Raw genomic sequence first — 25,310 nt, forward strand, 5'->3', positions numbered from 1 at the left:
TCGGGCCTAGGGTGAGATACGGCCCTGGAACCAGCACAGTCAGATGCGGAAAACTTTCCGATTCTGACTGGAGGTCATGGAAGTAACCACAGCGTATCGGAAGCCGATGTCTCTGTGTTGGAGCGGCAATCATTTGAAGATCGAAGGTGCCGCCCGGCTCAAGGCCGTTTCCATCGACTCGCCTGTGGCGCATGCCCTGTGCGCGCGGCCATACCTTTTCGCGCGATGAAGTATCTCGTCGCCAAGCCGGAGATCCGAACTAAGATTACCAAGAGTTCCGATTGCTCGCGCACGGCCAATCCATGAAAACTCTGGCGCAAGTTTGGGTACGCGCGCACTGACCTTGCGCCAATTTATGGACCATCGGGCGCGATTGCCAAGGCACCGGCAGGGCTGAGCGTACCACAGCGCCAGAGCCGGTAAGATTGCTGCGTATCCCAGTCATAGTAGTAGGCCGCATCCAGTCGCTTCGCCTTGGCGAAGTCGGAAAAGACAGCGCGCATGGCGGCCATCGCGCCCTCGCGCTGGCTGTCGTCGATAGGACACGTGCGGGCCGTGTTGGCGATCCCCCACTCCGTCACCCAGCATGGCCTGCCGCTATCCGATGGCTCGCAGAAGTCGAGCAGCTCGGTGACGACGGATCTGATCGCTTTTGGATCCTTGCGGGCGGGGTAGATGTGGATGCCAAAGGCATCGACAAGCTGGTCCATTCCCCGTTCCCGCAGAAGCGTTATCACCTCAGCCGGATCGAGCCGCTCCATGCCTTGCCGGTCCGCTTCCTTGGCGCCCATGTCAGAGAGCCCGGCGGAGACAATGGCGGCACCGCTGCTCTTGGCGCTTTTGCGCACCTCGTCACGGGTGATCCTTAGCACCTCTATGTAGCGGTCGAGGCCCTCTTCGAAAGCTGCGCGATCCTTGAGATCGGCGACCGTTCGCGGCGTCGGCTGACCGGGTTTCTGATAGACGGCAAGATCGCCATTGTAGCCGGCAAGGTTGATCTCGTTTCCAGGCTCCACCGCGTCGAGGCGAACACCGAGAGCGTCCAGGCGCGTGAGCGCTTCGCGAAGGCCAAGGCGATATCGATCGAGGTCCAGCTCGGACAGGCGGTTGACGTCCCAGATGCGACCCTGGCCACTGCGGGGCCGTACCGCATCCGCATAGTAGCTTTTGTTCGCAAGCTGAATTTCGAGCAGGATACGCAATCCGAGCCGGCTGGCTATGCTGACTGCCTCGATGCTCTTTTCGACCGGCCGAGACAGGGAGAGCCGCACATGCGTCGCGCCGCTATCAGCGATCTCCTTGAGCACGCGCTCCTGCTCGGCGCGGTCGAGCCAGGCGAGATTGAGCCGATTGACGCCGTAGCGCGCGAAAGCCGCGTCCTCGGCCAACGCCGGCGAAGCATCAAAGATTGCCGCCAGGGAAAGCTGGGCGGCAAGGAGCAGCGCCCGTGGCGCTGCTCTCGCGAAGGGGCGATTAGATCCCAACCTGTTTGAGCGCACTTTGGAAGTTCGCCTCGCAAGCCGAGTACCGCTCGGTGACGGCTTGTGCATCGATCTTGGACAGGAAGTTGGCGAGATGGGCGCGCTTGTCGCTTTCGCGGTTCCACACGCCCGCCTCGATATAGGGGAAGCCGATGAATTCGAGCATCTCCCGCATGCGGTCGTCGACCGCAATCATCAACGACGGCGTACCCGCCTGCATGCCGATGACGCAACCGTGGAACCGCCGGCCGATGCAGAGGTCTCTCGACGACGACCAGGCGCGCCACTGGTTGGTGTCGAAGAACACCATGAGCTCGTTCTCTCTCTGCCACTTCTCTTGATGCTTGTATTCGGTCTTGCCGGTGATGCGCCCGCTTGAGCGGTCGTAGACCGGGGCGTTGTCGTCAACGGGAAGCGTAAGGTTATAGGCGACGACCTCGTCCTGAATGACGTAGCTTGCGACGCTATCGGGCTTCAGTAGCGCATGAGCATCGACGATCGTGTCGGCGACGCTGCCGAGATAACCGCCGAGCGCGAGCTTTTGGGCCGATGCCAGGTCCGCATTGGCAAGGGACGTCAGCGAACGTCGCATCTCGTTCGGCGCGAAGAAGAGCGAAGGGCAGCCGGTCGGCTTGACGAACTTCATGCCCTCGGCTCTCAGGAACTCCGCGGTGAAGTACCCCCGGGTCAGGAAGAAGCTCTCCTTCTGCTTCAACACTTCGAGGAACCGCAAAGTGCCGGCCGGCAGGTTCTCCTTGAGCCCTTCCCGCTTCTGGATGCCGATGCCCATCACCAGCACGGGCATCTTCAGTTTCTCGAAGACATCGGCTTCGAGATCGGCGGAGTATCCCGGGCGCAACAGGTTCGCCGAGGCGAACACGCACATGTCGAATTCCTTGTTCAGGGCATCATAGACATCGTTGGCGCCGCGGCTGTTGACCAGGTGCCAGAAGGGCACATAGGTCACGTCATGTCCGCGCAAGGCGTAAGCTGCGCCCTCGCCGATCAGGTAGTTACCGGTGTTGGCGATCTTTTTGACCTGATCGATCAGTTCCTTCTTGCTTCGGATATCGTCGAAGTAAGGCTTGTGAAGGACCGTCGCACCGGAAACACGCGAGACGGTACGCTGGAGATAAGAAGGGATTCCGGTGAGCAGGATACGCATCGATACACCTGAGTTATGGGCTGACCCACAGTTGACGTAGAGCGGGATGAGGAAACGTGGGCGCAGTCTTCCTCATCCCGCCCGAACATTATGAAATCGATCGCATTCGTGCCTCGGGTAGAACGCACCCGAGGCGTCAGCGATTTATTGGCCGATGCCGATTTCGCGCAGCACCGTTCGGAAATTGCGTTCGCGATCGGAGTAGCGGTCGACGAGTTCGGATGCGTTGAGCCCGGCCAGATGGCTGGCGACGAATTCCGCGCGGTTTTCGGCTTTTTCGAGTTCCTGCACCTCGACCGACGGAAGGCCGGTAAAGCCCAGCATTTCGCGCATCCGGTCGTCAACTGCCACCATTAGGCTCGGCACGCCTGCCTGCATGGCGATGATCGAGCCGTGGAACCGCCGGCCGAAGTTGAAGTCCATATGCGAGGCCCAGGCGCGCCACTGATTGGTATCGAAGAAGGTGCGCAAGTCGAACGGCACCTTCAGACGATCCGTACCCGGATAGGCGATATCGCCGAGCATCTTTCCGGAGCAGGAGTCAAAAACTCTGCCATCGGCATCCGGCTCGACCTTCATGTCGAAGTGCAGGAACTCATCCTGGATAACATATTGCGGCTTGGCTCCCTCGGGGTTCAGCGCAATCGCATCGACGATGCAATCGTGATTGGCGCCGAGATAACCCGAAAAGATCGTCTTTGCCTGGCCGATCTTGACGCTCGGCAGCTTCTTCATAGACGCGCGCATGTTGTTCGGCGCGAAGTAGACCGAGGGGCAGCCGGTCGGTCGAACGTACTTGAAGCCCTGGTCCTTCAGGTAGCCAGCCGTCTCATAGCCACGGGTCAGGAAATAGTGTTCACGGTCCTTGAGCACGTCGAGCAGCCGCTTTGTTCCTTCCGGCAGGCCTGTTTCCAGGTCCTTGCGGTTTTGATGGCCGATGCCGAGCATGACGATCGGCATCTTGAGCTTGCTCAACACATCGGCTTCGGCATCCGCCGACAGCCCCTTGCGCAGGAGATTTGCGCAGGTGAAGACGCAGATGTCGAAGTTGTTGTTGAACTCTTCGAAGCCGCTGCCGTTCTTGTGGCAGTTATAGAGATGCCAAAACGGGATCTGCTTGGCATGCGGCGCGATGGCACGCAGAGCTCCCTCACCGATCAGATAGTTGCCGGTGTTGCTGATGTTGCGAAGCTCCTGAAGAAACTCGTCCTTGGATTCGGGCTGTTTCTGCCGTTCCGAATAGGAAACCGACAGGCCATTCGCGCCATTGGCGAGGCGCGTGTAGTGGCCAGGAATGCCCGTCAGGAGGATTCTTGGACGCATGCGTAAGTCCCTTCTAGTTAAAAAGTCGCCCGGCGCGCTCAAACTGCTGCTGCAACGCCGGTATTGGATGTCTCACGCGCACGGATAACCTTGGCGCGCGAAAGAGATGAATTGTTCACGGAGCCGTCACACCAGCCAAGGAACTCCGCGAAAGAGTTTGGCCAGGCACGGCGCGCCGCCGTTCTGAGGCAGCCTTCCATGATGGGGGCAAGCAGGTTGCGGTCATGAGCAACCTCGGTGATCGCCTTCACCATGTCTCGTACCACTTGCGGGTCGGAGGGAGCGTCGATCAGGATGCCGTCCTCACGATCAACGATCAGCTCGTCGACGGCCCCGACGGCAGTCGCGATCGGGACGCAGCCAAGCTGCTGCGCTTCAGCGATCATCAAGGGCGCACCTTCCCAGCGCGACGGCATGACCAGCACGTCGGCCCAGCCGAGCGCCTTGATCAGATCCCGGCTTGCAAAGACGGGCGGGCGCACCTCGACGCCAAGCTCTTTCAGCCGGTCGGTCCAGGAGAAGCTGGCGTCAGCCAGGATCTCGCCGCCGATTGCCCGGGCATCGAACGGCACACGCGCAGCGCGCAGCTCCGAAATCGTCGCGGCGAGCCGGTCGATGCCTTTCTGCTGGTCGAGGCGGCCCATGTAGAGAAGCCTCAACCGATCGTCCTTACGTTCGATCCGCCGCACCTGCAGCACCTCCGCAAGCACCTTCGGCGGGACCGAGAAGCTCGCGCCGTTCGGAACCGCGAATATCTTTTCAAGCGGTACGCCGAAGCTGTGCAGATAAAACTTGAGCTGTTCCGAGCAGGTCAGGAAGGCGTCGTAGCAATGCTCGTGCGCGATCGCTGCGAAAGGCTGGCCAGCCGGACGCTTGAACGGCGTGTTGTCAACGACGTGCAGATAGCAGGCCGTGCGCGTGCCTTCGGAACGCAGCCGGGCGATCAGCGGGTGCATCGCCATGACGTGGTTGTTGATAACGAGATCGAAGCCCGAAAGCTGGCCCTTCAACGCGCCCCAATCGACCTCATGATGTTCGGCGATGAAGTCGTGTCCGAGGAACGAGCCGGAGCCGCCCCAGGCCGGAATGCCCTGATCCCAGAAATGAACGTAATCGAAGCTCGCATCGAACTCGTCGATCACGTCCATTCGGCTGGTGCCAAGCACGAACAGATGCGTCTCATAGCCGGCGGCGCGCAATTCCCGGGACGCAGCATAGATCACCTTCTCGGCGCCACCGAAGGAGGCGTTGGGCACGAGCAACGCTGCCGTTTTCTTTCCGGCCTCGCTGTGACCGAGCGGCAGCACCGGCGAACCGCCGATTTCCGTGCGTAAGGCTTTATGCAGATCGGAATAGGGCATGAGCCGTGGCGGGCGCCAGGTCCAGCGGCGGCCGGCGGTGCGGCGCAGCGGGCTCGTGGCAATGGCGTTGACGCAGTTGATCATGACCTGTTGCGGCGTGATGAGCGTGCGGCGCGGCAGGGCCCTCGGGAATGGGAACCGCACTTTGAGGACCGCCGATGTCGGCCAGACCTGCTGGCTGCCGATCGAGGCGAACCAGTCGAGCGCGTTGTTGCGGATGACATCGCGCAAAAGCGCCGTCGAAATGAAGATGAGATCCGGCTGGCCAAGGTGCTCGGATCCGGCATCGAGGAAAGTCGGCTCGATCTTGCGCTGTGTGGCGTCGTTGCCGAGGTGGACGAACACGACGTTCGCCTTCTCGCTCAGCCGCTCCAGGTGGCAAAGAACGTTCGGCAACATGCGCGAGCGCAAGAGCAGATCGATCGTCGCCCCGCTGCCGGCCATCACGAATGGCGGAAAGTGCACGTTGTCCGGCTCGCCGGTATTTGCCCAGAAGGCCGGGATGATATCGTCCAGGCGCAGCCTCTTCGGCTGCTTGGTCGGGTCGGTGAAGAACGAGATCGCCGCGTCTTCAGTGCGTGCGAAGAGATAGCGGGGGCATTCCTCGTGTTCAAAGTCGACAAGCATCGGCCTTTGGAACAGCGCTCTGTGGCGCTTCCTGAGGAAGCTTACGGACGTCGCACGGTCGCGGTTGGCTTCCTTGAACCGGCTTTCCGCCCGCAAGCGGTATTCGAAGGTCGTCTCGTGGCAAGGCGTGCCGACGAAACCGTGTTCCACGCAGGAAAGCCAGAATTCCCAGTCCTCGAAACCGTTTTGCCGGTCGTCGTTGAAACGAACGCCCTCCCGGAAGACATCGATGGAGATCATCGAGCCCGTGTCGCAGATGTTGTCGGTGATGCAGTGAACCAGCCTGGAATAGTGGTTGCCGTAGTGCGCTCGCCAGCTCACCGAGAAGGTATCGATATTGGTATAGACCCAGCCGGCGCCGCTCTCACGCAGTTGGCGGTAAAGGGTTTCGATCGTGCCCGGCAGAACGCGATTGTCGGCGTCGAGAAAATAGACAGCCTTCGCTTCGGACAGGTTTTCGAGCACATAGTCGATGGCCCGGTTGCGCGCGCCGCCCGGCCCTGCATTCCGGCCGAAGACCACGTGGATGTCGGGATGAGCCGCAGAAAACAAGAGCAATTGATCGAAGGTTTCGTGCCGTGGGTCACCATCGACCGAGACGACGATGGCGATCCGGCAATCTGAAAGCGCCGAAGCTAATGCGGACTCGATTGCCTCGAGTGCCAGCGCCGCGTGCCCGTAGAGCGGCATGGCAATCGCGATCAAGTCGCGTGGATCGCTATTGTTTGACATGAGACGCACCACCCGATTGCTTTACCATCCGGAAGCCCGACACCTTGAGCCAGGAAAAGTCGACGGAGTCGGTGACCGCGCGGCTGAGGATCATCAGATCCATGGGATGGCGCACCGGCTCATCCAATTGGAAATTGATATTGATCGGCTGCTGGTTCGTGACCTCGCGCCAGCCACTGAAAAAGGCCGAAGGCTTCACCGAGCCCTTGCGGGCGAGTTCGGCGACTTCCGAGCGCGCATTCGAAGTCGCAGGTGCCAGCAAGAAGCTGACCGCAGCCGGCGCCCCCTTCGGATGATCGACGATGGCGCTTGCCGAAAAGGATATGGTTCCGGGCTCGACCGCCCGACCGATGGCGCCGGCCGACACGCCGCTCGGCAGCGGGTGACAGACCACTGCGTGTTCGTGCTCGAGGTAGCGCACGGTCTGGAACTCCGGAACCACCGGCGTGACGGAAACATCGACGATCTGGCTCAAGAGATCCACCGACAGCCGGTAATCCTCGATGAAGTGACCGTCGAGCAGCGCCGTCGGTGCGATCATGTTGGGCATGCGTGTCGGCTTGACGCCGGGAAGGCCCGTATAGATGCGGAACGCGAGCGGACGCAGATCGAGGTCGGCGTGACGCGTTTCGGAGCGTGCGGTGTAATGCTCGCTGGCAATGGGATAACCGAGCGAAAGACCGATGGTTTCCGAGCCCGTCGTTGACACCCTCAACCGCAACGTTCTTGCGCCGCCTCCGCAGGTGCGGGGCAAGGCGAAGAAGTTCCACGTAGGCACCAGCTGTGAAAACGGCACGGACCATTCGGCCACGCCTTCGCCGCTTTCGACATAACTCAGGACGACGACCAGTTCGCCACCGTCTCTCGGAACCGAATTGAAGTGGAGCGCGATGCCTGCCACGCCATGGCTGGAAACCGGCAGGAGTTGCTCGACGAAAGCGTTGGCAATCAGATGGCCGATGCCTTCGTCCTTGGGGTCGACATAGGGATCGTGCGCAAAGACCTCGGTGACCGGCTCCCAATTGCGCGCCTGGAAGGCGTCTTCGAGCGCACGATAATTTTCGAGTAGCGTTTCGCGCTCGCGGCGCAATAGCGCGAGCTCCGAAGTGATCGCACTCGAAAACCGCGCAAGACGCCCGACACCACCGTCGACCAACGCCTGAATGATTACGGCACTCTCCGCCGCCGTGTGTGCGCTCAACCGCTTGACCGGGAAATCCGGTACGGTGCCAAGCGCACGCAAGGACACGAGCCGTTCCGCAAGGTCTTCCTCCCCCTCTTTTGAGAAGGCAAGCCCGATCAGCGGGAATACGTTTTCGAGAGTGGTTTGGGCCCGATCGCCCTTGGGAAGGAAATGAACCAGGTGCTCGATGCCGCTACCTTCGACACTCGCCCTATCATGATCAGATGCCACCACCAGCTTTCGCTTCGCCTGCGAATACCTCACGCCAGAAGACATCAACTCTTGCACGCGCCACCTTCAATATGAACAAGTTCCCTCTGAAGTTGAATTCGCCGAAACGAAATACATCGGCGAATTCAAGCTCATACGAAAAGCATATCAAGGTTATTTGCACTGCACAATAAGTGATATTTGTGTTTTTCGTGAAATAATACTTCGGATTTTGAAGTATTATCTGGATGAAACCAGTGAGATATTAGAGGTAGAAGCACTGCTTGTTGCCTTGTCCAGCAACATCATCTGCCGCGCGATGCAATCACCCAGCCGGAACCGCTGCTCGATCGTCCGGCGCGCGGCCGCACGCATGTCCGTATACTTTTCCGGATGACGCAACGCTTCGGAAACGACACCGGCGAGCGCGTCCGTATCAAAGAATGGCACAAGCAGGCCGTTGCGGCCGGAACTCACGACTTCCTGCATCGGGGCGGTATCCGACCCGATGACAAGTGCGCCGCAGGCCATGGCCTCCAGCACCGACCAGGAAAGCACGAAGGGATAGGTCAGGTAGATATGCGCCGCCGAGATCTGGAAGAGCTGTCGCAACACGCCATGTGGCACGACGCCCGGAAACAGGAACCTGTCCGCCGGCACATCCAGGGACTGAAGCAGGTGATCCCTCCAGGAGCCTCCGCCCGGCGGCGGAGCGCCGTAGCTGACGCCATCGCCCCCGACGAACACGAAGAGCGCATTGGGATGTTCCCGCGCGACTTTCGCCGCCGCCGCAAGCGCCTGTGGAAAGCCGCGATAGGGTTCGAGGTCGCGGGCAACGAAAGTGACGATCGGCGGATCGCCCGCCTTCAGCACCCGCCCATCCGGAAGCTTGAGAGACGCCGAGGCATCCGGACGGAAGACGCGCGTATCGACGCCCTCATGGCAAACGGCGATGCGTCCGCGGTGCTCGGCCGGATAGAGGCTCCTTTGCCAATGGGTCGGACTGATGCCGCCATCCATTGCCTCCAGCGACAACAGCTGCGCCATGTTGCGCAGACGCAACCGCTTTCGCGTGTCCGAATCGGGTTGGTCGTCAGGGGCAAAACCGATGTCCGCCCCTTCAGCGCGATAGAAGAATTCGCAATAGCCGAGCGCTGGCACGTTCGGCAGCACGTCCTTGACGAACATCATGCTGCCCCAGCCCGTATGTCCGACGATGACGTCGGGCACCTGGCCTTGCTTTGCCATCGCCTCGAAGGTCTCTGCGACCCGGTGACCTATGCGGACGTGATGGTCCGGGATGCCCAAATGCCTTGCCATTTGCGCATTGGCCTGCGGCCCCGGTTCCGCCCTGTGGCGGATGACCCGCGTGGACGGAATCCGCTGATCCACGGTTTCCGTCACGAGAGTTACTTCATTTCCCGTCTGCGCCAAATGGGCCGCGAGAGCGGCGAATTGGCAGAAGCCGCGCCGGTGTACAAATGCTACGTGCATGTTCCTAGCCTTTTACCGATGAAAGGACAGCGTTCGCGCCCCGGCTCAGATGCCGTAGCGCGTCGCATTCCCCCAAACCAGCTCAAGCCGGTGCAGCGTTTGAAATGCGGTTTCGAGATTGCGCCGGTCCTGCTCGCCGTGGCTGAGCACCCGTTCATAGGCACCGGCAGCTTTCCTGAGAGAATCGCAGAGCTGCCTGCCCTTTTCCGAAAGCCGAATGCGAGCCGAGCGCCGGTCGCGCTGCGATGCAGCCCGGTCGATATATTCCCCATCGCCCAGTTGCTTCAGATAATAGGACACGTTTGAACCGACATAGTGGCCGCGATCCAAAAGCTCAGCCACGGACACCTCGGCATCGCCGATCGCGAGCAAGACCATGGCTTGCGCCGGGCCAATGTCGTCGACGCCAAGCTTTGTCAGTTCGGCGCGCAACAGGCCGGTGAACCGTCTGCTGGCTCGTTCCATCATCCGCGCCAGTTCAAAATACGAGACCACGGAGGCTTCGCTCTCCTGGCCAATATCTTCGTGTTCAGCGGCACTACCAACTGCGTCATCCCCGGGGCGGATGGCAACAGCGCCGCCGAAATCTGCGAACGGATAGAGAATCTTTTGATTCATCCCTCTCTCCAACTAAGCATTACTACGATATTCAAAAATTACTTCAAATTTTGAAGCAATTTTTCGCCCCCTTTACTCCCCCCGAATATGATTATCTTGAGCATTCCACCATTATTGTGTCACACTTATCACGGCAACACTGTGATTTAAGTGATAACAAACAAAATAGCTTCCTCAAGACCCCAACGAACTTATCCAGAAATTCGCCACGCGTGACAGCAAACGAGGCAATATGATTAGCAAGAACCAAATTGGGCCAAAGACGGCGCAAAATGGAGCAAACGATCCACGGCTGCTTATTTTGAAGGCACGCCGCGTGTTCGTTTTGGCACTTATTTATGCAGCTCTGCTGAGCGCTTGCATCGGCATCTTGCAGCTCTCCACGCCGCTTTACATGATGCAGGTCCACGACCGCGTCCTGAACAGCCAGAGCATGGATACGCTTACCATGCTGACGATTCTGGTGATCGGCGCGCTCATTATCTATGGCGTGCTCGAATACATCCGGGCGCTGACGTTCCAGGCGATGGGAAGCGCGGTCGTGCGTTGGCTGAACCTGCCAGTGTTGACCGCGGCAGTGCAGGCGGCGGCCGATCAAGGGCTGACCCGCGCGACCCAGTCGCTACGGGACCTGGCTGAGTTGCGCAGCTTTCTCACGACCTCCGCCGTCAGTGCACCGCTCGATGCCGCCTGGTCGCCAATCTTCCTCGGCGTGCTCTTTGCGCTGCACCCGATGTTCGGCCTTCTTGGCGCCATTTCCATTGCCCTGCTCGTGTGTTGTGGATTGCTGACTGATTTGCTGACTCGCCGGCTGATGAAAGAGGCCAATCAAGCCAATATCGAGGCCGTCTCGAAAATTGGTGCGAGCTTGCGCCACGCCGAGGCAATTGAGGCAATGGGAATGCTCCCCGCACTCGCCCGCCGCTGGCGCGCGGCGCAACTGCATGCGCTGGATGCGCTCGAAGTCAGCGGCAGCCGAAGCAAGGCGATGGCCTCAATCACGCGCTCGATACGCTTCATGATCCAGGCGGCAGCGCTGGCGACGGGCTCTATCCTCGTGATGAAGCAGGAGATCTCGCCCGGCGCGATGATGGCTACGACCATTCTGGTCGGACGCCTTCTCGCCCCATTTGATTCGATGATCGAAAACTGGCGCCAATGGGTGCTGGCCATCGCCAGTTGGCGACGGATCGAGGCGGCACTCAAGGAAGATCTCGCCGTACGCCAGACGATGCCGCAGCCGCGCACGCAAGGCGATCTCGTCGTCGACAAGCTGGTCTATGCCGCCCCCGGTCTCGATGTGCCGATCATCAAGGGCATCGGATTTTCGCTTTCGCCGGGCGAGGTGCTCGGCATCGTCGGGCCGTCGGCTGCGGGAAAGTCGACGCTTGCCCGCCTCCTTGTCGGCATTTTGAAGCCGACCACGGGCGGCGTCTTCCTCGACGGCAACAACGTTTATCTCTGGGAGCGCGCTTCGTTCGGGCAGATGACCGGCTACCTGCCGCAATCGGTCTCGCTGCTCGAGGGTACCATCCGTGATAACATTTCGCGCATGGAGGAAGGTGAGCCTCAAAAGGTGCTCGACGCCGCCCGCCTTGCCGACGTGCACGACATGATCGGCCGGCTGCCACTTGGTTACGATACGCCGGTCGGTGACGGCCATTTGACGCTTTCCGGTGGCCAGCGGCAGCGCATCGCACTTGCCCGCTGCCTCTATGACCGCCCCCGACTGATCGTTCTCGACGAGCCGAACGCCAACCTCGACGCGATCGGCGAGCGAGCATTGATCCGTGCGATCGAGCGTGCCCGCAACGACGGCGCGATCGTCATCATGATCGCCCACCGGCCAACCATCATGCAGGCGGCAGACAAGCTGCTCGTCCTCGAAAACGGTCGAATCACCCAGTTCGGACCGCGCACCGACGTGGTCGCATCCATGACCCCGGGCGAACCGAGACGGGAAGGCGTTTCCGCATGACAAAGAAACCCAATCTACCGATCGCGCGCGATGCAAAGAACGCGGTGACAACACGTGGCGGGGAGAACCTGCCAGCCATCATCGACCGGCCTCATCCGCTGCATGGGCTGGAGCCCGATGCCGAAGGCAGCGCTTCCGCCCCGCTGCGCGGCGTGGTCCTTGCCGGTCTTACGACCATCCTCGTCGCCTTTGGCGGCTTTTTCGGCTGGGCTTTCTCGACGGAGCTCAGCAGCGCCTCGGTCGCAAGCGGCACGATCGTGGTCGATTCGAAACGCAAGACCGTCAGCCACTTCGAGGGGGGCATTCTCAAGCGCCTGCTCGTCCAGGAGGGGGATCGTGTTGCGGCCGGGCAACCACTCGTCAAGCTCGAAGATACCCGTGCGCGCTCCGACCTGCAGGCGCTGCAAAGCCGTCGCCTCGGTCTGATTGCGAAGCTTGCCCGCCTGAGGGCGGAACAGACGGATTCACAAGAAATCACGTTCCCCGATGATCTGAAGGGCGCGCCGGATCCGGCGGCCGATGATGCGGTGAAAGCGGAAACGAACTTTTTCGAGCGCCGGCGCGAAGCAAAAGCCGGTCGCCTTGATGTTCAGGGCAAGACCATCGAAGAATTTTCGGAGAAAGCCAAATCGCTCGCCGAGCAGATCCGCGCGACCGATCGACAGATCGAACTGATTACCGAGCAGCGAACCGCGATCGCCACTCTCGTCGCGAAGGAGTTCGCGCAGCGCTCGAAGCTTATCGAGATCGATGCCAAGCTCAGCGAACTGGCGGCAACCCGTGGCGAACTCGCCGGCAATAAGGCCCAGGCCGAAAAGGCGGAAGCCGGAGCAGAACTCGGGTTGACCGGTATCGAGAATGAGTTCCAGTCCGAGATTGCCGGCGAAATCACCACGGCCCGCCTTGAGCTTTCCGATGTCGAAGAACGATTGGTGTCCGCCAAGGACATCCTGACCCGCCTCGACATCCGCTCACCACAGGCCGGGATCGTCACCAACATTCAGCTGCGCACGGCAGGCAGCGCCGTCTCGGCGGGGCAACCGCTTCTCGATATCGTGCCCGAGGACGAGCCACTGCTTGTAGAAATGCATGTCGGCACCCGTGACATCGACAGCATCGACATCGGCTCGAAGACGCAGATCCGGCTGACGGCCTACAACCAACGCACGCACCTGCCTCTTGACGGCGAGATCAGCTATGTTGCGGCCGACCAGTCGGTCGATGAGAAATCGAATGTCTCCTACTACGTGGCGCGTGCCCGCATTGCGGCTTCGTCGCTCAGTGCCAACCCCGACATTCGCCTCTATCCCGGCATGCCTGCCGAGGTCCTGATCGTCCACAAGCCACGCTCGGCGATTGACTACATGGTCTCACCGATTGCGGACAGCCTGAACCGCGCCTTCCGCGAAGACTGAACTAGAACTTAACCACTATACGAAGCCGACGAAATTCATTTTCGCCGGCAATTTATTTCTAAATTTGAATTGAATTCCAAGTAATACCAAAGATACTTACCCCTTATATCCTAGGGATAATCATCAAAACGACACACAATATACATCTGAGGTAGCAGATAACAGCACAGTACATCTGTATTTATTTTGCTTTTGCTGTTGCCATATGTTTTTTTGCAGTGCAATGTCCCGGCGCTCATCCAAGGTTTTTTTGAGAGCCGGAGATGGGCGTAAGCAACAACTAAGAGGAGTAGCATATGGCCACGTTGGAAGGCGGCGCGTATGATGACGCCCTTTTTGGCTCACGCTTCGACGACTTCATCCACGCTCGTGCTGGCGATGACTTCGTGAACGGAGGCAATGGCGACGACACCATCTTCGGTGACGAAGGTGATGACCTGCTGTTCGGCGGCAACGGTAGCGATACCCTGTTTGGCGGTTGGGGCAGCGATATTCTCCATGGCGAGAACGGGAACGATGTCCTGTTTGGCGGCCAGGGTGATGACCTGCTTAATGGCGACAATGGGAACGACATTCTCATTGGCGGCGGCGGCAGCGACCTGCTTATGGGTGGCCGCGGCAGCGACATCCTGTTCGGTGGTGCTGACAACGACGTCATCAACGGCGGCCAGGGCGACGACGTCATGACCGGCGGCGACGGCAGCGATGTCTTCGTATTCGACGGCGGTGGCGGCAACGACGTCATCCTCGACTTCACGCCCGGCGAAGACCTGCTGCAGATTTCGAAGGACATCAACGGCCTCGACATCTCTTCTCCGGAAGATCTGGCATCGCGCGTCACCCAGGTTGGTGGCAACGTCGTGATCGACTTCGGCCATGGCGACACGCTGACGCTTGTCAATGCCGATGCCGACGACATCCAGGCAAACCCGAACCACTATTTCACGATCCATTGAGATTGACCGGCGCGCCCCACTTCCTCCCGGTGGGGCGCCCTCCCTTTTCGTCCTTCAGGAGTAGCGCGTGACGGCAGACGACCGTATCAGGAGCCTCAGCCAGGAGTTCGCAGGTGCTGTGGCATTCAGGCTCAGCCTTGATGTTGCTGTGCTGATCTGGGACGCACCCGCAGACCTGCCGGCGAAAACCAAATATGCGCTTTCTGCATCGCGATCCCTCGTTCCTCTTGTCAGCATGACCCTCCCGCGCGCCGACGGCGGGCAACGCGTCTTTTGGGCAATGCGTCCCGGAGACGAGCGCGAGCTTGCGGAAATTGCCGTCGATCACGATGTCCTTCAGACCGTCGTCCTCGAACCGGCTGGCCGGCTTCCGTTCCTCGATATGGCGGCGCAGTTCGCCAGCCTCATGCCGGAGGGGCGCTTCAAGTTTCTCAACACCCTGCTCACCGTTTGGCGCAGCGCATTCCGGCTTTCCCGCGACGAGTTTTTTACCGGTCTGGTCGACGACACGATCCATGCGCTGAACCTTGGCCAGCGCCCCGCGACGATCGCGTGCCGGCTTGCCCATGGCCGATACCTGGCGGAAACGACCGTCAGCGCCGAGTTTGGCGAAATCAGTGCGATCTACGCGCTGAGCGCCGACGCCGTCCTGCCGTTGCCGCAGCAGTTTGCCATAACCGGTCGGGCGGAGCGCGGCTGGCGCCGTTGCCACTTCGTGCTCGAAACACCACGCGCGCCGCAGGCACTTTCTCTCATGATCATGGGCAAGCGTGGCGTTGCCATCCGCGAGGTCGCCCATAGCAGTTCGCGCTCTCCGAGCGTCCAGGAATGGTGGCCCGAACACGGCGCCGCGCCAGGCCTCAGGGAATTCGCCGTTCGTTGCCTCTCTGCGATCCCTGAAAGCGGGACGGCGCTCGCAACCGACCTGCAGCTTCGTTCGCCCTTGCCGGCACGCCAGGCCGGAAAATCCCCACTCCACCCCGGTGCAGAGATCGATCTGGCGCTCGCGCTCCCCGATGGGCTACTGGTCGGCGGCTGGACCCGTGACCCGTCCGGCGTGCACTCGGGGATCGACTATCTTCAGGAAGACGGCACTGCGCTACCGCTTGACGCCAACTGGTATGAATTCCCCGGTTGGGCCCGCGGTGCGGAAGAAGGCTCGAAGACCGATGTAACGGGCTTTGTCAGCTGGCTGCCGATGCGCGAACCGCTCGGCGCCCTACTTCAGCCCCGTTTCCAGATGCGGCTTGCCTCCGGCGCCGTGAAATCGCTTGTGCCGAAGCCGCAGCCCTTCGATCCTGCGACACAACGCAACCGCATTTTGCGGGCTGTTCCGCCACAGCACGCCATCGATGCGGCATTCCGCACGATCCTCGCGCCCGCGCTTAAGGACGTGGAGCAAAGACTGGGAAAGACGATCAGGGTCGATCTGACGAAGGACTTCGGTCCTATGCTGGAGGCGCCTCTGGTCTCGATCGTCGTGCCACTCTACCGCGTCCTCGATTTTCTGCGCTTCCAGCTCTCAGGCCTCGCCACCGACCCCTTTGTCGCCGCCAACGCCGAGATCATCTATGTGCTGGATTCCCCTGAAATCCACGACGAGACTGAGCACTTGCTCGGCGGCTTTCACCTGCTGCACGGGCTATCGATGAAGCTGGTGGTGATGAACCGCAATGGTGGCTATGCCCGTGCATGCAACGCAGGCGCGCGCTATGCCCGCGGCTCCGTCGTCGTCATGCTCAACTCGGATGTCGTGCCCTGCGGGCCGGGGTGGCTGGAGACGCTTGCACTCCCGGTGCTCAGAGAGAAGTCGGTCGGCGCGATCGGCCCGAAGCTTCTCTTCGAGGACGGTTCGCTGCAGCACGCGGGTCTCTACTTTGCCCGCAACAAGCAGGACATCTGGCTGAACCACCATTTCTACAAGGGCATGCCCGGTGCCTATGCGCCCGCGCAAAAGACGCGCGTCGTGCCCGGCGTCACCGGTGCCTGCCAGGTCATGCGCCGGGAGGTATGGGAACTCGTCGGCGGCTATGCCGAGGACTTCGTGATCGGCGACTACGAAGACAGCGATCTCTGCCTCAAGATCCGGCAGGCCGGCTTCGACATCGTCTATGAGCCGGCTGCCTGCCTTTACCATCTGGAGCGGCGGTCGATCAGCCGAAGCCAGGATTACACGCGCGGTGTTGCGAGCCAGTACAATGCATGGCTGCACACCGAACGCTGGAACGACGACATCAGCGCGCTGATGCCAGCCTACCTCGGCGCCGAAGAGGCGGCAGCGCCGAGCGGTCACAAGACTGCCGCCAGGAGCGCCGCATGAACCAACCCGCACTTCGCCACGCAGAGAGCCTGCAAACGGCCTGGCAGCCGAACGAGGACCGCATCGACGGGATGCTTCAAACGGTTCTTAACAATCGTTTCCTGCCACAGCCCGACAGCAATAGCGTGTTCGTCGGAGACGGCAACTACCGGGCGGTTGGCGCCGAGTTTCTCGGCCATTTCATCCGCATGGGCGGATTGCAGCCGGAAAGCAGCGTGCTCGACATCGGTAGCGGCATCGGCCGGATGGCAGTTCCGCTCACACAGTATCTCGATGCCGATCGCGCCCGCTACGTCGGCGTCGATCCCGTGGAAGGCGGTGTCGCCTGGTGCCGCAAGTCCGTGACGCCGGTCTACCCAAATTTCACTTTCGAGCATGTGGACATTGCCCACGAACTCTACAATCCCATGGGCAAGATCAACGGCAAGGCGCTGAAGCTCCCCTATCCGGATCGAACCTTTGATTTCGCGATCATGACGTCGATCGTCACCCATCTCCCGCCGGACGAAGTGCTTGTCTATTTCAGCGAGATCAGCCGGATGCTGAAGTCCGGTGGCCGGCTTTTCGTGACCGCGTTCGTGGTCGATCGCGGGGCCGCGAAGAATGAAAACGGCAGGCGGGATCCGCGCCTTGGCTTCAATCGCAGCGGCGATGGTCCCTGCTGGTTCGTGCCGGGCCTGCCGCCGCTTGCCGCTGTCGGTTTCGATGACGGCTTTCTCGATCGGGCGCTCGAACGGGCGGGCTTTTCAACCATCCTGAAATCACTCGGCCATTGGCGCGGGCAGGATGCCGGTCACTACCAGGATGTCTTCGTTGCCGAACGCCGGGGTGCAAACGGATGAAGAAGCGCATTCTGGTCGCCGCGCACAATCATCCCGCACTCCATCCGGGCGGTACGGAGATTTTCGCGCACGACCTCTTCCGCGCCTATCAACGCGCCGGCCATGAGGTACTCTTCCTCGGCGCCACCAACCAGACCCATCGGCAGGTGCGCCCAGGCACGAGCTTCCAGGCGGTTGGCTCTGAGGGCGACGAGGTGCTTTTGTGGTCCGGTCACTTCGACCGTTTCTTCATGAGCCAGATCGACCTCTATGGCGTCGTGCCTGATCTGACCGAGCTTTTGCGCGATTTCCAACCGGACGTGGTCCACATTCACCACCTGTTGCTGCTCGGCGCCGAGTTTCCGCACATCGTGCGCCGGACCTTGCCCGAGTGTCGCATCGTCATGACGCTGCACGACTACTATCCGCTTTGCCACCATGACGGACTGATGGTGCGAACCAGCGGCAAGGAGCTTTGCCACAAGTCGACGCCCGACCGCTGCCACGCCTGCTTCAAGGATATCCCGCTCGACCGCTTCGTGCTTCGCGAGCAGCATCTTAAAGCGCTGTTGCGCACGGTGGATCGTTTCGTATCGCCGAGCCAGTTCCTGAGGCAGCGATACATCGACTGGGGCCTCGACGGAGAGCAGATCGATGTCATCGCGAATGGCTTGCCACGGCGGGACCTTCCGACCCGGAAGGATCGACAGGAAAACGACCGGCCGATCTTCGGTTACTTCGGTAACCTCAATCCCTGGAAGGGCACCACCGTTCTGCTTGAGGCCGCGCGGCAACTGATCGACGAGGGCCTGCGCTTCGAGCTCAGGGTACACGGCGGCGCGCCGTTCCAGAGCGATAGCTTCAAGGACGAGATCGCCCGCCTGTTCAAGAAGACCGCCCCCACCGTCCAGCAGCGCGGCGCCTACCGCCGCGACGACATTGCCGAACTCATAGCTGCGGTCGATTGCACCATCGTGCCGTCGATCTGGTGGGAGAATGCGCCGCTCGTCATTGGCGAGGCGCAATCCCAGCGCAAGCCCGTAATCGCGAGCAATATCGGCGGCATGGCCGAAATGGTTCAGGACGGTGTGAGCGGCCTGACCGTTACGCCCAACGACCCGCGGGCGCTTGCCGCCGCCATGCGCCGCATCGCGGAAAACCCGGATCTCAGGCGTCGCCTTTCGGCGAACGCCCGCAAACCCGATGATATCGACGCCACTGCCCGCCGCTATCTCACGCTCATCGATAAGATAGAGCCGGCACGAACCGCCGCGGCCTAGAGGAATGACCATGTCTGTAGTAGTCGATAAACCGGATGTCGCACCGGAACAAAACAATGCAAAGCCCTTGAAGGGCCGGGTGGACGCGATCGACCAGGGCCGCGTTTTCGGTTGGGCATTCGATCCTGAGACGCCAGAGAAACGGCTCGCCATTCGCGTGCTGCTTGATGGCAAGGTGATCGCCGAGGCACTGGCCGACCGCAACCGATCCGACCTCAAGCGCAACGGGATCGGCGACGGTAACCACGCCTTCGAAATCGCGTTGCCTGACATGGCCAGCGCCCGCGCCGGCGAACTGGTTGTCATGGCGTCTACGGAAAAAGGCGGCGAGTTGCCGCTTCGCGTTCCCAAACCCGACGAACAGGCGGCCGAGGCTTTGATCGCCGCTCCGCTGGCAAAAGTGCTCGACAAGCTCGATGTGCTGATGGCGGCACAACGTCAACTCCAGGTCTCTCAGCGCTCAGCCATCCGCCAGAAGCTCGACGACGGCGAGGAAGGCGAAGCGGCCGGACTTGCCGCTGTCAGCGACGACGTCGCGAGCCTGCGTACAGAAATCACCCAACGATTGACCGATCTCGACGTGCACCTGATGCGTCTCGATGGGGTTGTGGCTGGCATGGAAAAGAGCCTCAATGCCTTGAAGCAACGCTCGAACGGAGACTTGAAGCCGGCATTTCTGCTTCTCTTTGTGCTTGCGGGCTTTACCGCAGGTGCGATCCTGACGCTTCTCCTGCGGACCTGAGGGGCGCATCATGCCCAATCAGGAGCTTTCCCTTTCGCCGAACCCGGCACCGCTTGCCCGGATCATGCGCAGCGGACGGATCGTGGTGTGCCCGATCGACGAAGCCTTGCTGCTGGTGATCGGCGCCGGCGGCCCGATGGCCGATCAGCTGCCGGTCGAGATCGACGAAGATCCCGCGACCCAGGCGATCGCTGCCATCATCGGCTGGCGGCTTTCCACTCCACAGGCCACCGCCACCCATGGTTTCGCCGCGCTCATCCCGGTCGAGGGAGTGCGTGGCATGCCGGCAACGCTGCGCTTCGGAAGGGAAGGCAGCGGCAAACGTTACGTCGTTGCGCCCCGCACCGTGTCGACAGGTGACGTCGCCGCGATGCTGAAAGAGCTCGCCGGCCCGCAGGTCGTTCACGTGCTTGGCCGCCTGGTGGACGTGTTGATGAAGCCGCCGCTCGACCCACGGAAGCTGACGGCGATCACAGCCCTCCTCAAGGCGGGAACCGCGAAAGACGGCTACATAGAACTGCTCGGTGAGAGCCACGATGATGCGATCGCGCTCAAGGGTTGGGCGCATGACATTGCTGCCGGCGTTAGCCGGATCATCATCCGGGCCGAAAACGCATCGGTCGCCGAGTGCAGCATCGCGGTTTTCCCGCGCAACGACGCACCGGAAGACGCGGTCGGCTTTCTGGGCCTCCTGTCTGCGGATGATCTTCCGCGGGCGCGTGACATCCAGGGCATTTTCTATCGTGGGCGTGGCGCCTGGCGCTATGCGCCGGTCCACGAGCGCAAGTTCGTTGCGGGCCCCCTTGAAACGCCGGGTCATCTTCGCGCGATGCTGCTCCAAAGCCAGAGCTCGCCGCAGGTGCTGTTGCGCCTGCGCGAGGCGGCCAACGGCTTTGACGGTACAGAAACGATCTCAATCCTCCCCGTTCCGGTCCGACTCGGCGTCGACGCACTCTATCAGGGCGATGAAGGCGCCTTCCTGATCTCGGGCTGGATGCTGGATCCGGACGATCATGTGCAGAGCGTTCGGCTGCGTCGGGGGCGCGCCGGGGCGCGACTTGATGGCGCCTGGACCCGCACCGAGCGGCTGGACGTGGAAGATGCCTTCGTGGACCGGCCGGAATTCAAGGGCGCGATATCCGGACATCGCCGTTCGCACGGTTTCATCGCTTTCGCGGATGGCCTCGTCGGCGATCCGGCAGCACCCCTTCACCTCGAAGTCACTCTTCGCGATTCTCGTCGCGCCTATATGCCGCTTCACCCGACACGGCTGCCGGCAAGGCATTCGGCGCTGCGGCTGCTCAACGCCATCGATCCGACCAGTTGGGCCTTGCCCGATATCGTCGATCGCCAGATCGTTCCGTTCATCACTGCGGCTCGCACTGATGCTCCGACCATCGAGACCGTCATCGACATTGGCCGCTTCGGTGAGGCTGTGGGGGCGGCAATCCTTGTCGCCGTGGGAGAGGCCGAGGAGGATTTTGCCGCGCTGTTGGGTCTTCTGGCGCTCGATCCGCATACGCAGCAGGCACCGATCGTGCTCGTCCTGCAATCGGAACAGTTTCGCCGGCGCGCCGCCGGCATCCGGCGACTTGCGGAATTTTATCGCTTGCCGCTGCGTCTGGTGTCTGTCGAAGATTCGGGCGATGCAACCGACCTGGCGCGGACTGCGGCGCAGGCAATCGACAATGAGACCGTCATCCTGCTGTCTGCTTCCCTCACGCCCGCCAATCCCGGTTGGTACCAGACGCTTGTTATGAACCATGAGACCAGAAGCGGGAGCATCATTTCACCGACCCTTGCCTATGAGGATCATTCGATCCGTTGGGCCGGCAGTTCGTCGCTCGATCGCGCGGATCATCTGCAGTCGAGCCGGTATGCCGGTTATCCAGTCGGCGCTGTGAACCGCTTAAAGCTGACCCGGGTTGCGACCGCGTCGCTCGAATGCTGCATCATGCCCCGCAAGGCGCTTCTCGACGATACCGGCCTATCGCCCGCCTATCTCGGTGCGTCTCTCAATGGGCTGGATTTCGCCTTGAGGCTGAGCCGCAGGGGCTACGAATCCTATTGGCTGCCCGCCCTGCAGATGCTCGGGTCGGATGAAGCGTCCGGTGCCGTTTCGGCAGCCACGGCCAGGTACGTGGAGCGTGTCGATCAGACGCTGTTTCGCGGCCGCTGGATGCAGACCGTCGAGCCAGAGAACACGACCCATAATGAGGTTTCGACATGAGTGACAAACTCCGCGTGCTGGTCGTCTCGCACGGCCACCCGACCCATTCGCTGGGCGGCGCCGAGATCGCCTCCCACGGCTTGCACAAGGCGTTGAACGGCCTGCCGGGTATCGAATCGATCTACCTTGCCCGCGTCGGAAATCCCGTGCCGCGCCACGGCGCATCGGCGCTGATGAGCCTTCGCCTGGCGATGGACGAAGTGCTCTACCATGCCGAGGACTTTGATCATTTCTTCCTGTCCAACGGCGATACCGACGCGATCCGCCGCGACCTCTTGCGCTTCGTGGGAGACATCAAGCCGGACATCGTCCACTTTCACCATATCATCGGCTTCGGGCTTGAAGCGCTCTATGCGGTGCGCGACGCTTTGCCGAAAGCACGCATCGTCGTGACCTTCCACGAGTACCTGCCGATCTGTCACAACCACGGGCAAATGGTTAAGCGGTCCTCGGGCCAGCTTTGCAATGGCGCTTCGCCAATCAGCTGCCACACGTGTTTCCCCGAAATCCCGGTTTCGCGTTTCGTACGGCGTGAGCAGTTCGTGCGGGGCATGCTGAACCTTGCCGACGCCTTCACCGCCCCGAGTGCTTTTCTCGCCAATCGCTATGTCGAGTGGGGCATCGCTGCCGAGAAGATCTTCGTGATCGAAAACGGCATCGTCCTGGGTGAAAAGACGCCCGCGCGTGAATTGCCTGCGCCGACGGCACGTCGCAATCGTTTTGCCTATTTCGGGCAGATGACGCCCTTCAAGGGCGTTCACGTGCTGATCGACGCGGTATCGCGTGTGCCCGACGATATCTGGGGCGACGATTCAACGCTGATGATCTTCGGCGGCAACCTCGAGCGTCAGCCGACCGAGTATCAGGAGCGCGTCGCGAAACTGATCGAGGACGCCGGCCGTCGCGTCCGCTTTTACGGCTCCTACCAGAACCAGGACATGCCGAGGCTGATGCGATCGGTCGATTGGGTTGTGATGCCCTCGGTCTGGTGGGAAAACTCACCGATCGTGATCCAGGAGGCGCTTCACCATGGCAGGCCGATCATTTGCTCCGACATCGGCGGCATGGCCGAGAAGGTTCGCGACCGGCTGGACGGCTATCATTTCCGGACCGGCAGCGCGCAAGATCTTGCTGATCGACTGATCGATGTGCTGAGCACGCCAAGGTCATGGGACAACCTCAGGGCAACGCTTAGGCGCCCAATGAGCCATGTCGACTGCGGCCGCGAACATGTCGCGCTCTACCGGAAACTGCTCAAAGAGGAGCAGCCGGTTCACCCGAGCGCCGCTGTGGCCTGAACCGAAAAGCGCTCTGTCCTCGTCTCTCACATTGCATTTACAAGTGACCGACTTCCCGACTCGACGGCCATTCCATTGCTTATCGGGCAATGGAATGGCCTGGTTTTTTAAAAGTCAACTTGAACGGTGAAACCGGCACCAAGCGCCGGAATGGAATTAATCGCCGTTCGGTTCCCACCATCGATGGAAGTGGTGAACCGGTCCCCGACCCTGCCCGATTTTGAGCGCTGCTGCGGCAACAAGCGCCTCATGCAGATAGGTCTTGGCGGCGGTAACCGCGTCTTGAAGTGTCTGCCTACGGGCAAGACCGGCGGCGATTGCGGCAGAGAGCGTGCAGCCGGTGCCATGATCGTTCCTCGTTTCAACCCGCGGGCGCGACAGGCGCAAAGCGTTGTCCCCGTTGAAGAGGATATCAGCCGCTTCGTCGCCGCTGGCATGCCCGCCTTTCATCAGCACGGCGCGCGCACCAAGCTTCAGGAGCATCTCCGCCTGGCGGCCCATTTCTGTCTCGCTTTCGGCAACGCTACGCCCCGTCATCAGTGCCGCTTCGGGCAGGTTCGGTGTCACGATAAGCCCAAGCGGCAGCAATTCCTCTTTGAGCGTCGCGATCGCATCCGGACGTAACAAAATGTCCCCTGAAGTGGCGACCATCACCGGATCGATGACTGCTAAATGCCCGTATCGCTTCAGGCCGGTCGCGATCGCAGCAATGGTCTCCTGGCGGGACATCATGCCGATCTTAACCGCGCCGACGGCGAGATCCGAAAACACCGCATCGATCTGGGCTGCGACCACGGCCGGCGAGATGTCCTCGACGGCCGTGACCCCGCGGGTGTTTTGCGCGGTGATGGCCGTGATCACGCTGGCACCATAGACGCCGAGCGCCGAAAACGTCTTCAGATCCGCCTGGATACCGGCACCGCCACCGGAATCTGAGCCTGCGATGGTAACGGCGATGGAGGTCATGCCTGGCTCCGCTGAAATGTAGAAGCGGGTCCAATGATGTCGAGCGCGCACTCAAGCCACCGGCTCAAACACGCGCAAACTGAGGCGGGTCTTCCATACAACCTCGAAGAATCCGACAGATTGAGCCGATGGGTCGGTCGTCCCGTCCCCCGGAGTTCTTCGTCGCTACATTCTAAACGGCGTATTGGCACCAGCGATCTCCCGAAACCAAAATCACGGAGATCCAGATGAACGGCGAAGACGCGGGGGTGCCAGAGAGGCCCTTGCCGTTCCTACGCCGGTATGATCCGGATCAGGTTCAAGGGTCTGGCTCACCGCCATCTCAGCACTGTCAGGTGCGCCCCTCGGCAGGCATGAATGCTATGGGAGCGTGGCAGGGGATGTCAATTGCTTGAGTTTAGCGGGCCCGTATATGCGTCGGCTCGACGCGGAAGACGGAGGACCTGAAAGGAAACAACCAGCAAAAAGGCCCCTTTTGCCTCGAGAGCATAAGGAGCCTTCCGTCTGAGCGTTCGACTTCACAGACCTTGGCAGACTATCCACCTGAAGGCCGTTAAGGCAAGGGGATTTCGAACGCGAGCCTATGCAATCCCGGAGTGATTTGGTCGGCAGCACTACCGATTCACTCAGTGGCGACGGGCCTTCCACGCATAACGATAGATGTTAGGCGCCTCATCGCATCATATCACCGCAATGTTTTGAGAATTGCACTTGCTCGGTCCAAGGCGGCTTCCGCTGCACGCGGTTCGGGTGTGACAGACAGAATATCGCGGTGTGCCATTGCGAGCACGACCTGCAACACTTCATCAGGCCAGCAGAATGAGGTGCCATCGGTCGGGGCCGCGATCGCCGGCTAGCCAATATCTCGTCGTTCGGCCAGCGCATGATCGTCTTTATCGCACGGCCTCCCCCACCCAATTCGTGACGCAGCGCCGCCGCAACGGCGGCAAAGTAGTCGTCTTAGCGGCGCGCGCTGATGCTGTAACCATTGTGCCTGTATTCGGAACCATACTGCTCACCTCCCCGGTCGATACTCCGGCATTCTGACCTCAATTCACACATGATATACCGGCACGTCATGGTTATCGGTTGGACTGAGAACGGCGACGA

General features: G+C 61.0%; 17 protein-coding genes and 1 riboswitch. Of the genes, 9 read left to right on the forward strand and 8 right to left on the reverse strand.

Annotated features, from left to right (window positions below; translation table 11 throughout):
- Positions 1-353 precede the first annotated feature (353 nt).
- The 7 genes from AC070A_RS33315 to AC070A_RS33345 all read right to left on the reverse strand — a co-directional run bounded on the left by AC070A_RS33315 (position 354) and on the right by AC070A_RS33345 (position 10,194).
- Positions 354-1,442: a glycoside hydrolase gene (locus AC070A_RS33315; protein WP_492384414.1), complete on the reverse strand. Its 1,089-nt coding sequence runs from the start codon at positions 1,440-1,442 to the stop codon at positions 354-356.
- A 31-nt stretch (positions 1,443-1,473) separates the two neighbouring features.
- The gene (locus tag AC070A_RS33320) at positions 1,474-2,646 is read right to left on the reverse strand and encodes a polysaccharide pyruvyl transferase family protein (RefSeq protein ID WP_058329273.1); all 1,173 of its coding nucleotides are present in this window, start codon (positions 2,644-2,646) and stop codon (positions 1,474-1,476) included.
- Positions 2,647-2,790: 144 nt separating this feature from the next.
- A complete protein-coding gene (locus AC070A_RS33325) occupies positions 2,791-3,969 on the reverse strand; it encodes a polysaccharide pyruvyl transferase family protein (protein WP_492384125.1) in 1,179 nt (392 codons plus the stop codon).
- A 38-nt stretch (positions 3,970-4,007) separates the two neighbouring features.
- The gene (locus AC070A_RS33330; protein WP_492384126.1) at positions 4,008-6,689 is read right to left on the reverse strand and encodes a glycosyltransferase; all 2,682 of its coding nucleotides are present in this window, start codon (positions 6,687-6,689) and stop codon (positions 4,008-4,010) included.
- A complete protein-coding gene (locus AC070A_RS33335) occupies positions 6,676-8,148 on the reverse strand; it encodes a DUF6212 domain-containing protein (RefSeq protein WP_110879222.1) in 1,473 nt (490 codons plus the stop codon). Before AC070A_RS33335 ends, AC070A_RS33330 begins: the two co-directional genes overlap by 14 nt.
- A 174-nt stretch (positions 8,149-8,322) precedes the next feature.
- Positions 8,323-9,576 carry a glycosyltransferase family 4 protein gene (locus AC070A_RS33340; RefSeq protein ID WP_492384127.1) on the reverse strand — a complete coding sequence of 418 codons (1,254 nt, stop codon included), beginning with the start codon at positions 9,574-9,576 and terminating at the stop codon, positions 8,323-8,325.
- A gap of 45 nt (positions 9,577-9,621) precedes the next feature.
- The gene (locus AC070A_RS33345; RefSeq protein WP_057249450.1) at positions 9,622-10,194 is read right to left on the reverse strand and encodes a MarR family transcriptional regulator; all 573 of its coding nucleotides are present in this window, start codon (positions 10,192-10,194) and stop codon (positions 9,622-9,624) included.
- A gap of 232 nt (positions 10,195-10,426) precedes the next feature.
- Between AC070A_RS33345 and AC070A_RS33350 the strand changes: the two genes are divergently transcribed.
- The 9 genes from AC070A_RS33350 to AC070A_RS33390 all read left to right on the forward strand — a co-directional run bounded on the left by AC070A_RS33350 (position 10,427) and on the right by AC070A_RS33390 (position 23,234).
- Positions 10,427-12,172 (forward strand): type I secretion system permease/ATPase, encoded by a 1,746-nt coding sequence (locus AC070A_RS33350; RefSeq protein ID WP_110879224.1) that lies wholly within the window; start codon positions 10,427-10,429, stop codon positions 12,170-12,172.
- A complete protein-coding gene (locus tag AC070A_RS33355; RefSeq protein WP_492384128.1) occupies positions 12,169-13,587 on the forward strand; it encodes an HlyD family type I secretion periplasmic adaptor subunit in 1,419 nt (472 codons plus the stop codon). Before AC070A_RS33350 ends, AC070A_RS33355 begins: the two co-directional genes overlap by 4 nt.
- Before the next feature lie 296 nt (positions 13,588-13,883).
- Positions 13,884-14,543, forward strand: a complete 660-nt coding sequence (locus AC070A_RS33360; RefSeq protein ID WP_093233196.1) for a calcium-binding protein — start codon at positions 13,884-13,886, stop codon at positions 14,541-14,543.
- Between the two features lie 67 nt (positions 14,544-14,610).
- Complete coding sequence (locus AC070A_RS33365) at positions 14,611-16,863, forward strand: glycosyltransferase family 2 protein (RefSeq protein ID WP_492384129.1); 2,253 nt, start codon at positions 14,611-14,613, stop codon at positions 16,861-16,863.
- Positions 16,860-17,705 carry a class I SAM-dependent methyltransferase gene (locus AC070A_RS33370; RefSeq protein ID WP_492384130.1) on the forward strand — a complete coding sequence of 282 codons (846 nt, stop codon included), beginning with the start codon at positions 16,860-16,862 and terminating at the stop codon, positions 17,703-17,705. The genes AC070A_RS33365 and AC070A_RS33370 overlap by 4 nt, the downstream gene beginning before the upstream one ends.
- Positions 17,702-18,964: a glycosyltransferase family 4 protein gene (locus tag AC070A_RS33375; RefSeq protein ID WP_492384131.1), complete on the forward strand. Its 1,263-nt coding sequence runs from the start codon at positions 17,702-17,704 to the stop codon at positions 18,962-18,964. Before AC070A_RS33370 ends, AC070A_RS33375 begins: the two co-directional genes overlap by 4 nt.
- 10 nt (positions 18,965-18,974) lie before the next feature.
- Positions 18,975-19,706: a hypothetical protein gene (locus AC070A_RS33380; RefSeq protein WP_492384132.1), complete on the forward strand. Its 732-nt coding sequence runs from the start codon at positions 18,975-18,977 to the stop codon at positions 19,704-19,706.
- 10 nt (positions 19,707-19,716) lie between these two features.
- Positions 19,717-21,936, forward strand: coding sequence for a hypothetical protein (locus AC070A_RS33385; RefSeq protein WP_492384133.1), 2,220 nt, complete (start codon positions 19,717-19,719; stop codon positions 21,934-21,936).
- Positions 21,933-23,234: a glycosyltransferase family 4 protein gene (locus AC070A_RS33390; RefSeq protein ID WP_492384134.1), complete on the forward strand. Its 1,302-nt coding sequence runs from the start codon at positions 21,933-21,935 to the stop codon at positions 23,232-23,234. The genes AC070A_RS33385 and AC070A_RS33390 overlap by 4 nt, the downstream gene beginning before the upstream one ends.
- 156 nt (positions 23,235-23,390) lie before the next feature.
- Here the strand turns inward: AC070A_RS33390 and thiD are convergent, their stop codons facing one another.
- Positions 23,391-24,200, reverse strand: a complete 810-nt coding sequence (gene thiD, locus AC070A_RS33395) for a bifunctional hydroxymethylpyrimidine kinase/phosphomethylpyrimidine kinase (protein ID WP_492384135.1) — start codon at positions 24,198-24,200, stop codon at positions 23,391-23,393.
- 252 nt (positions 24,201-24,452) lie between these two features.
- Positions 24,453-24,555: riboswitch (TPP riboswitch) on the reverse strand.
- Positions 24,556-25,310 lie beyond the last annotated feature (755 nt).

Source organism: Ensifer sp. GW101-20A05 (assembly GCF_059424735.1).

Bases quoted from the DNA above. Each gene is read 5' to 3' on its own strand.
- AC070A_RS33320 (WP_058329273.1), bottom strand. From the start codon at position 2,646: ATGCGTATCCTGCTCACCGGAATCCCTTCTTATCTCCAGCGTACCGTC.
- AC070A_RS33325 (WP_492384125.1), bottom strand. From the start codon at position 3,969: ATGCGTCCAAGAATCCTCCTGACGGGCATTCCTGGCCACTACACGCGC.
- AC070A_RS33330 (WP_492384126.1), bottom strand. From the start codon at position 6,689: ATGTCAAACAATAGCGATCCACGCGACTTGATCGCGATTGCCATGCCG.
- AC070A_RS33335 (WP_110879222.1), bottom strand. From the start codon at position 8,148: ATGTCTTCTGGCGTGAGGTATTCGCAGGCGAAGCGAAAGCTGGTGGTG.
- AC070A_RS33340 (WP_492384127.1), bottom strand. From the start codon at position 9,576: ATGCACGTAGCATTTGTACACCGGCGCGGCTTCTGCCAATTCGCCGCT.
- AC070A_RS33345 (WP_057249450.1), bottom strand. From the start codon at position 10,194: ATGAATCAAAAGATTCTCTATCCGTTCGCAGATTTCGGCGGCGCTGTT.
- AC070A_RS33350 (WP_110879224.1), top strand. From the start codon at position 10,427: ATGATTAGCAAGAACCAAATTGGGCCAAAGACGGCGCAAAATGGAGCA.
- AC070A_RS33355 (WP_492384128.1), top strand. From the start codon at position 12,169: ATGACAAAGAAACCCAATCTACCGATCGCGCGCGATGCAAAGAACGCG.
- AC070A_RS33360 (WP_093233196.1), top strand. From the start codon at position 13,884: ATGGCCACGTTGGAAGGCGGCGCGTATGATGACGCCCTTTTTGGCTCA.
- AC070A_RS33370 (WP_492384130.1), top strand. From the start codon at position 16,860: ATGAACCAACCCGCACTTCGCCACGCAGAGAGCCTGCAAACGGCCTGG.
- AC070A_RS33375 (WP_492384131.1), top strand. From the start codon at position 17,702: ATGAAGAAGCGCATTCTGGTCGCCGCGCACAATCATCCCGCACTCCAT.
- AC070A_RS33380 (WP_492384132.1), top strand. From the start codon at position 18,975: ATGTCTGTAGTAGTCGATAAACCGGATGTCGCACCGGAACAAAACAAT.
- AC070A_RS33385 (WP_492384133.1), top strand. From the start codon at position 19,717: ATGCCCAATCAGGAGCTTTCCCTTTCGCCGAACCCGGCACCGCTTGCC.
- AC070A_RS33390 (WP_492384134.1), top strand. From the start codon at position 21,933: ATGAGTGACAAACTCCGCGTGCTGGTCGTCTCGCACGGCCACCCGACC.
- thiD (WP_492384135.1), bottom strand. From the start codon at position 24,200: ATGACCTCCATCGCCGTTACCATCGCAGGCTCAGATTCCGGTGGCGGT.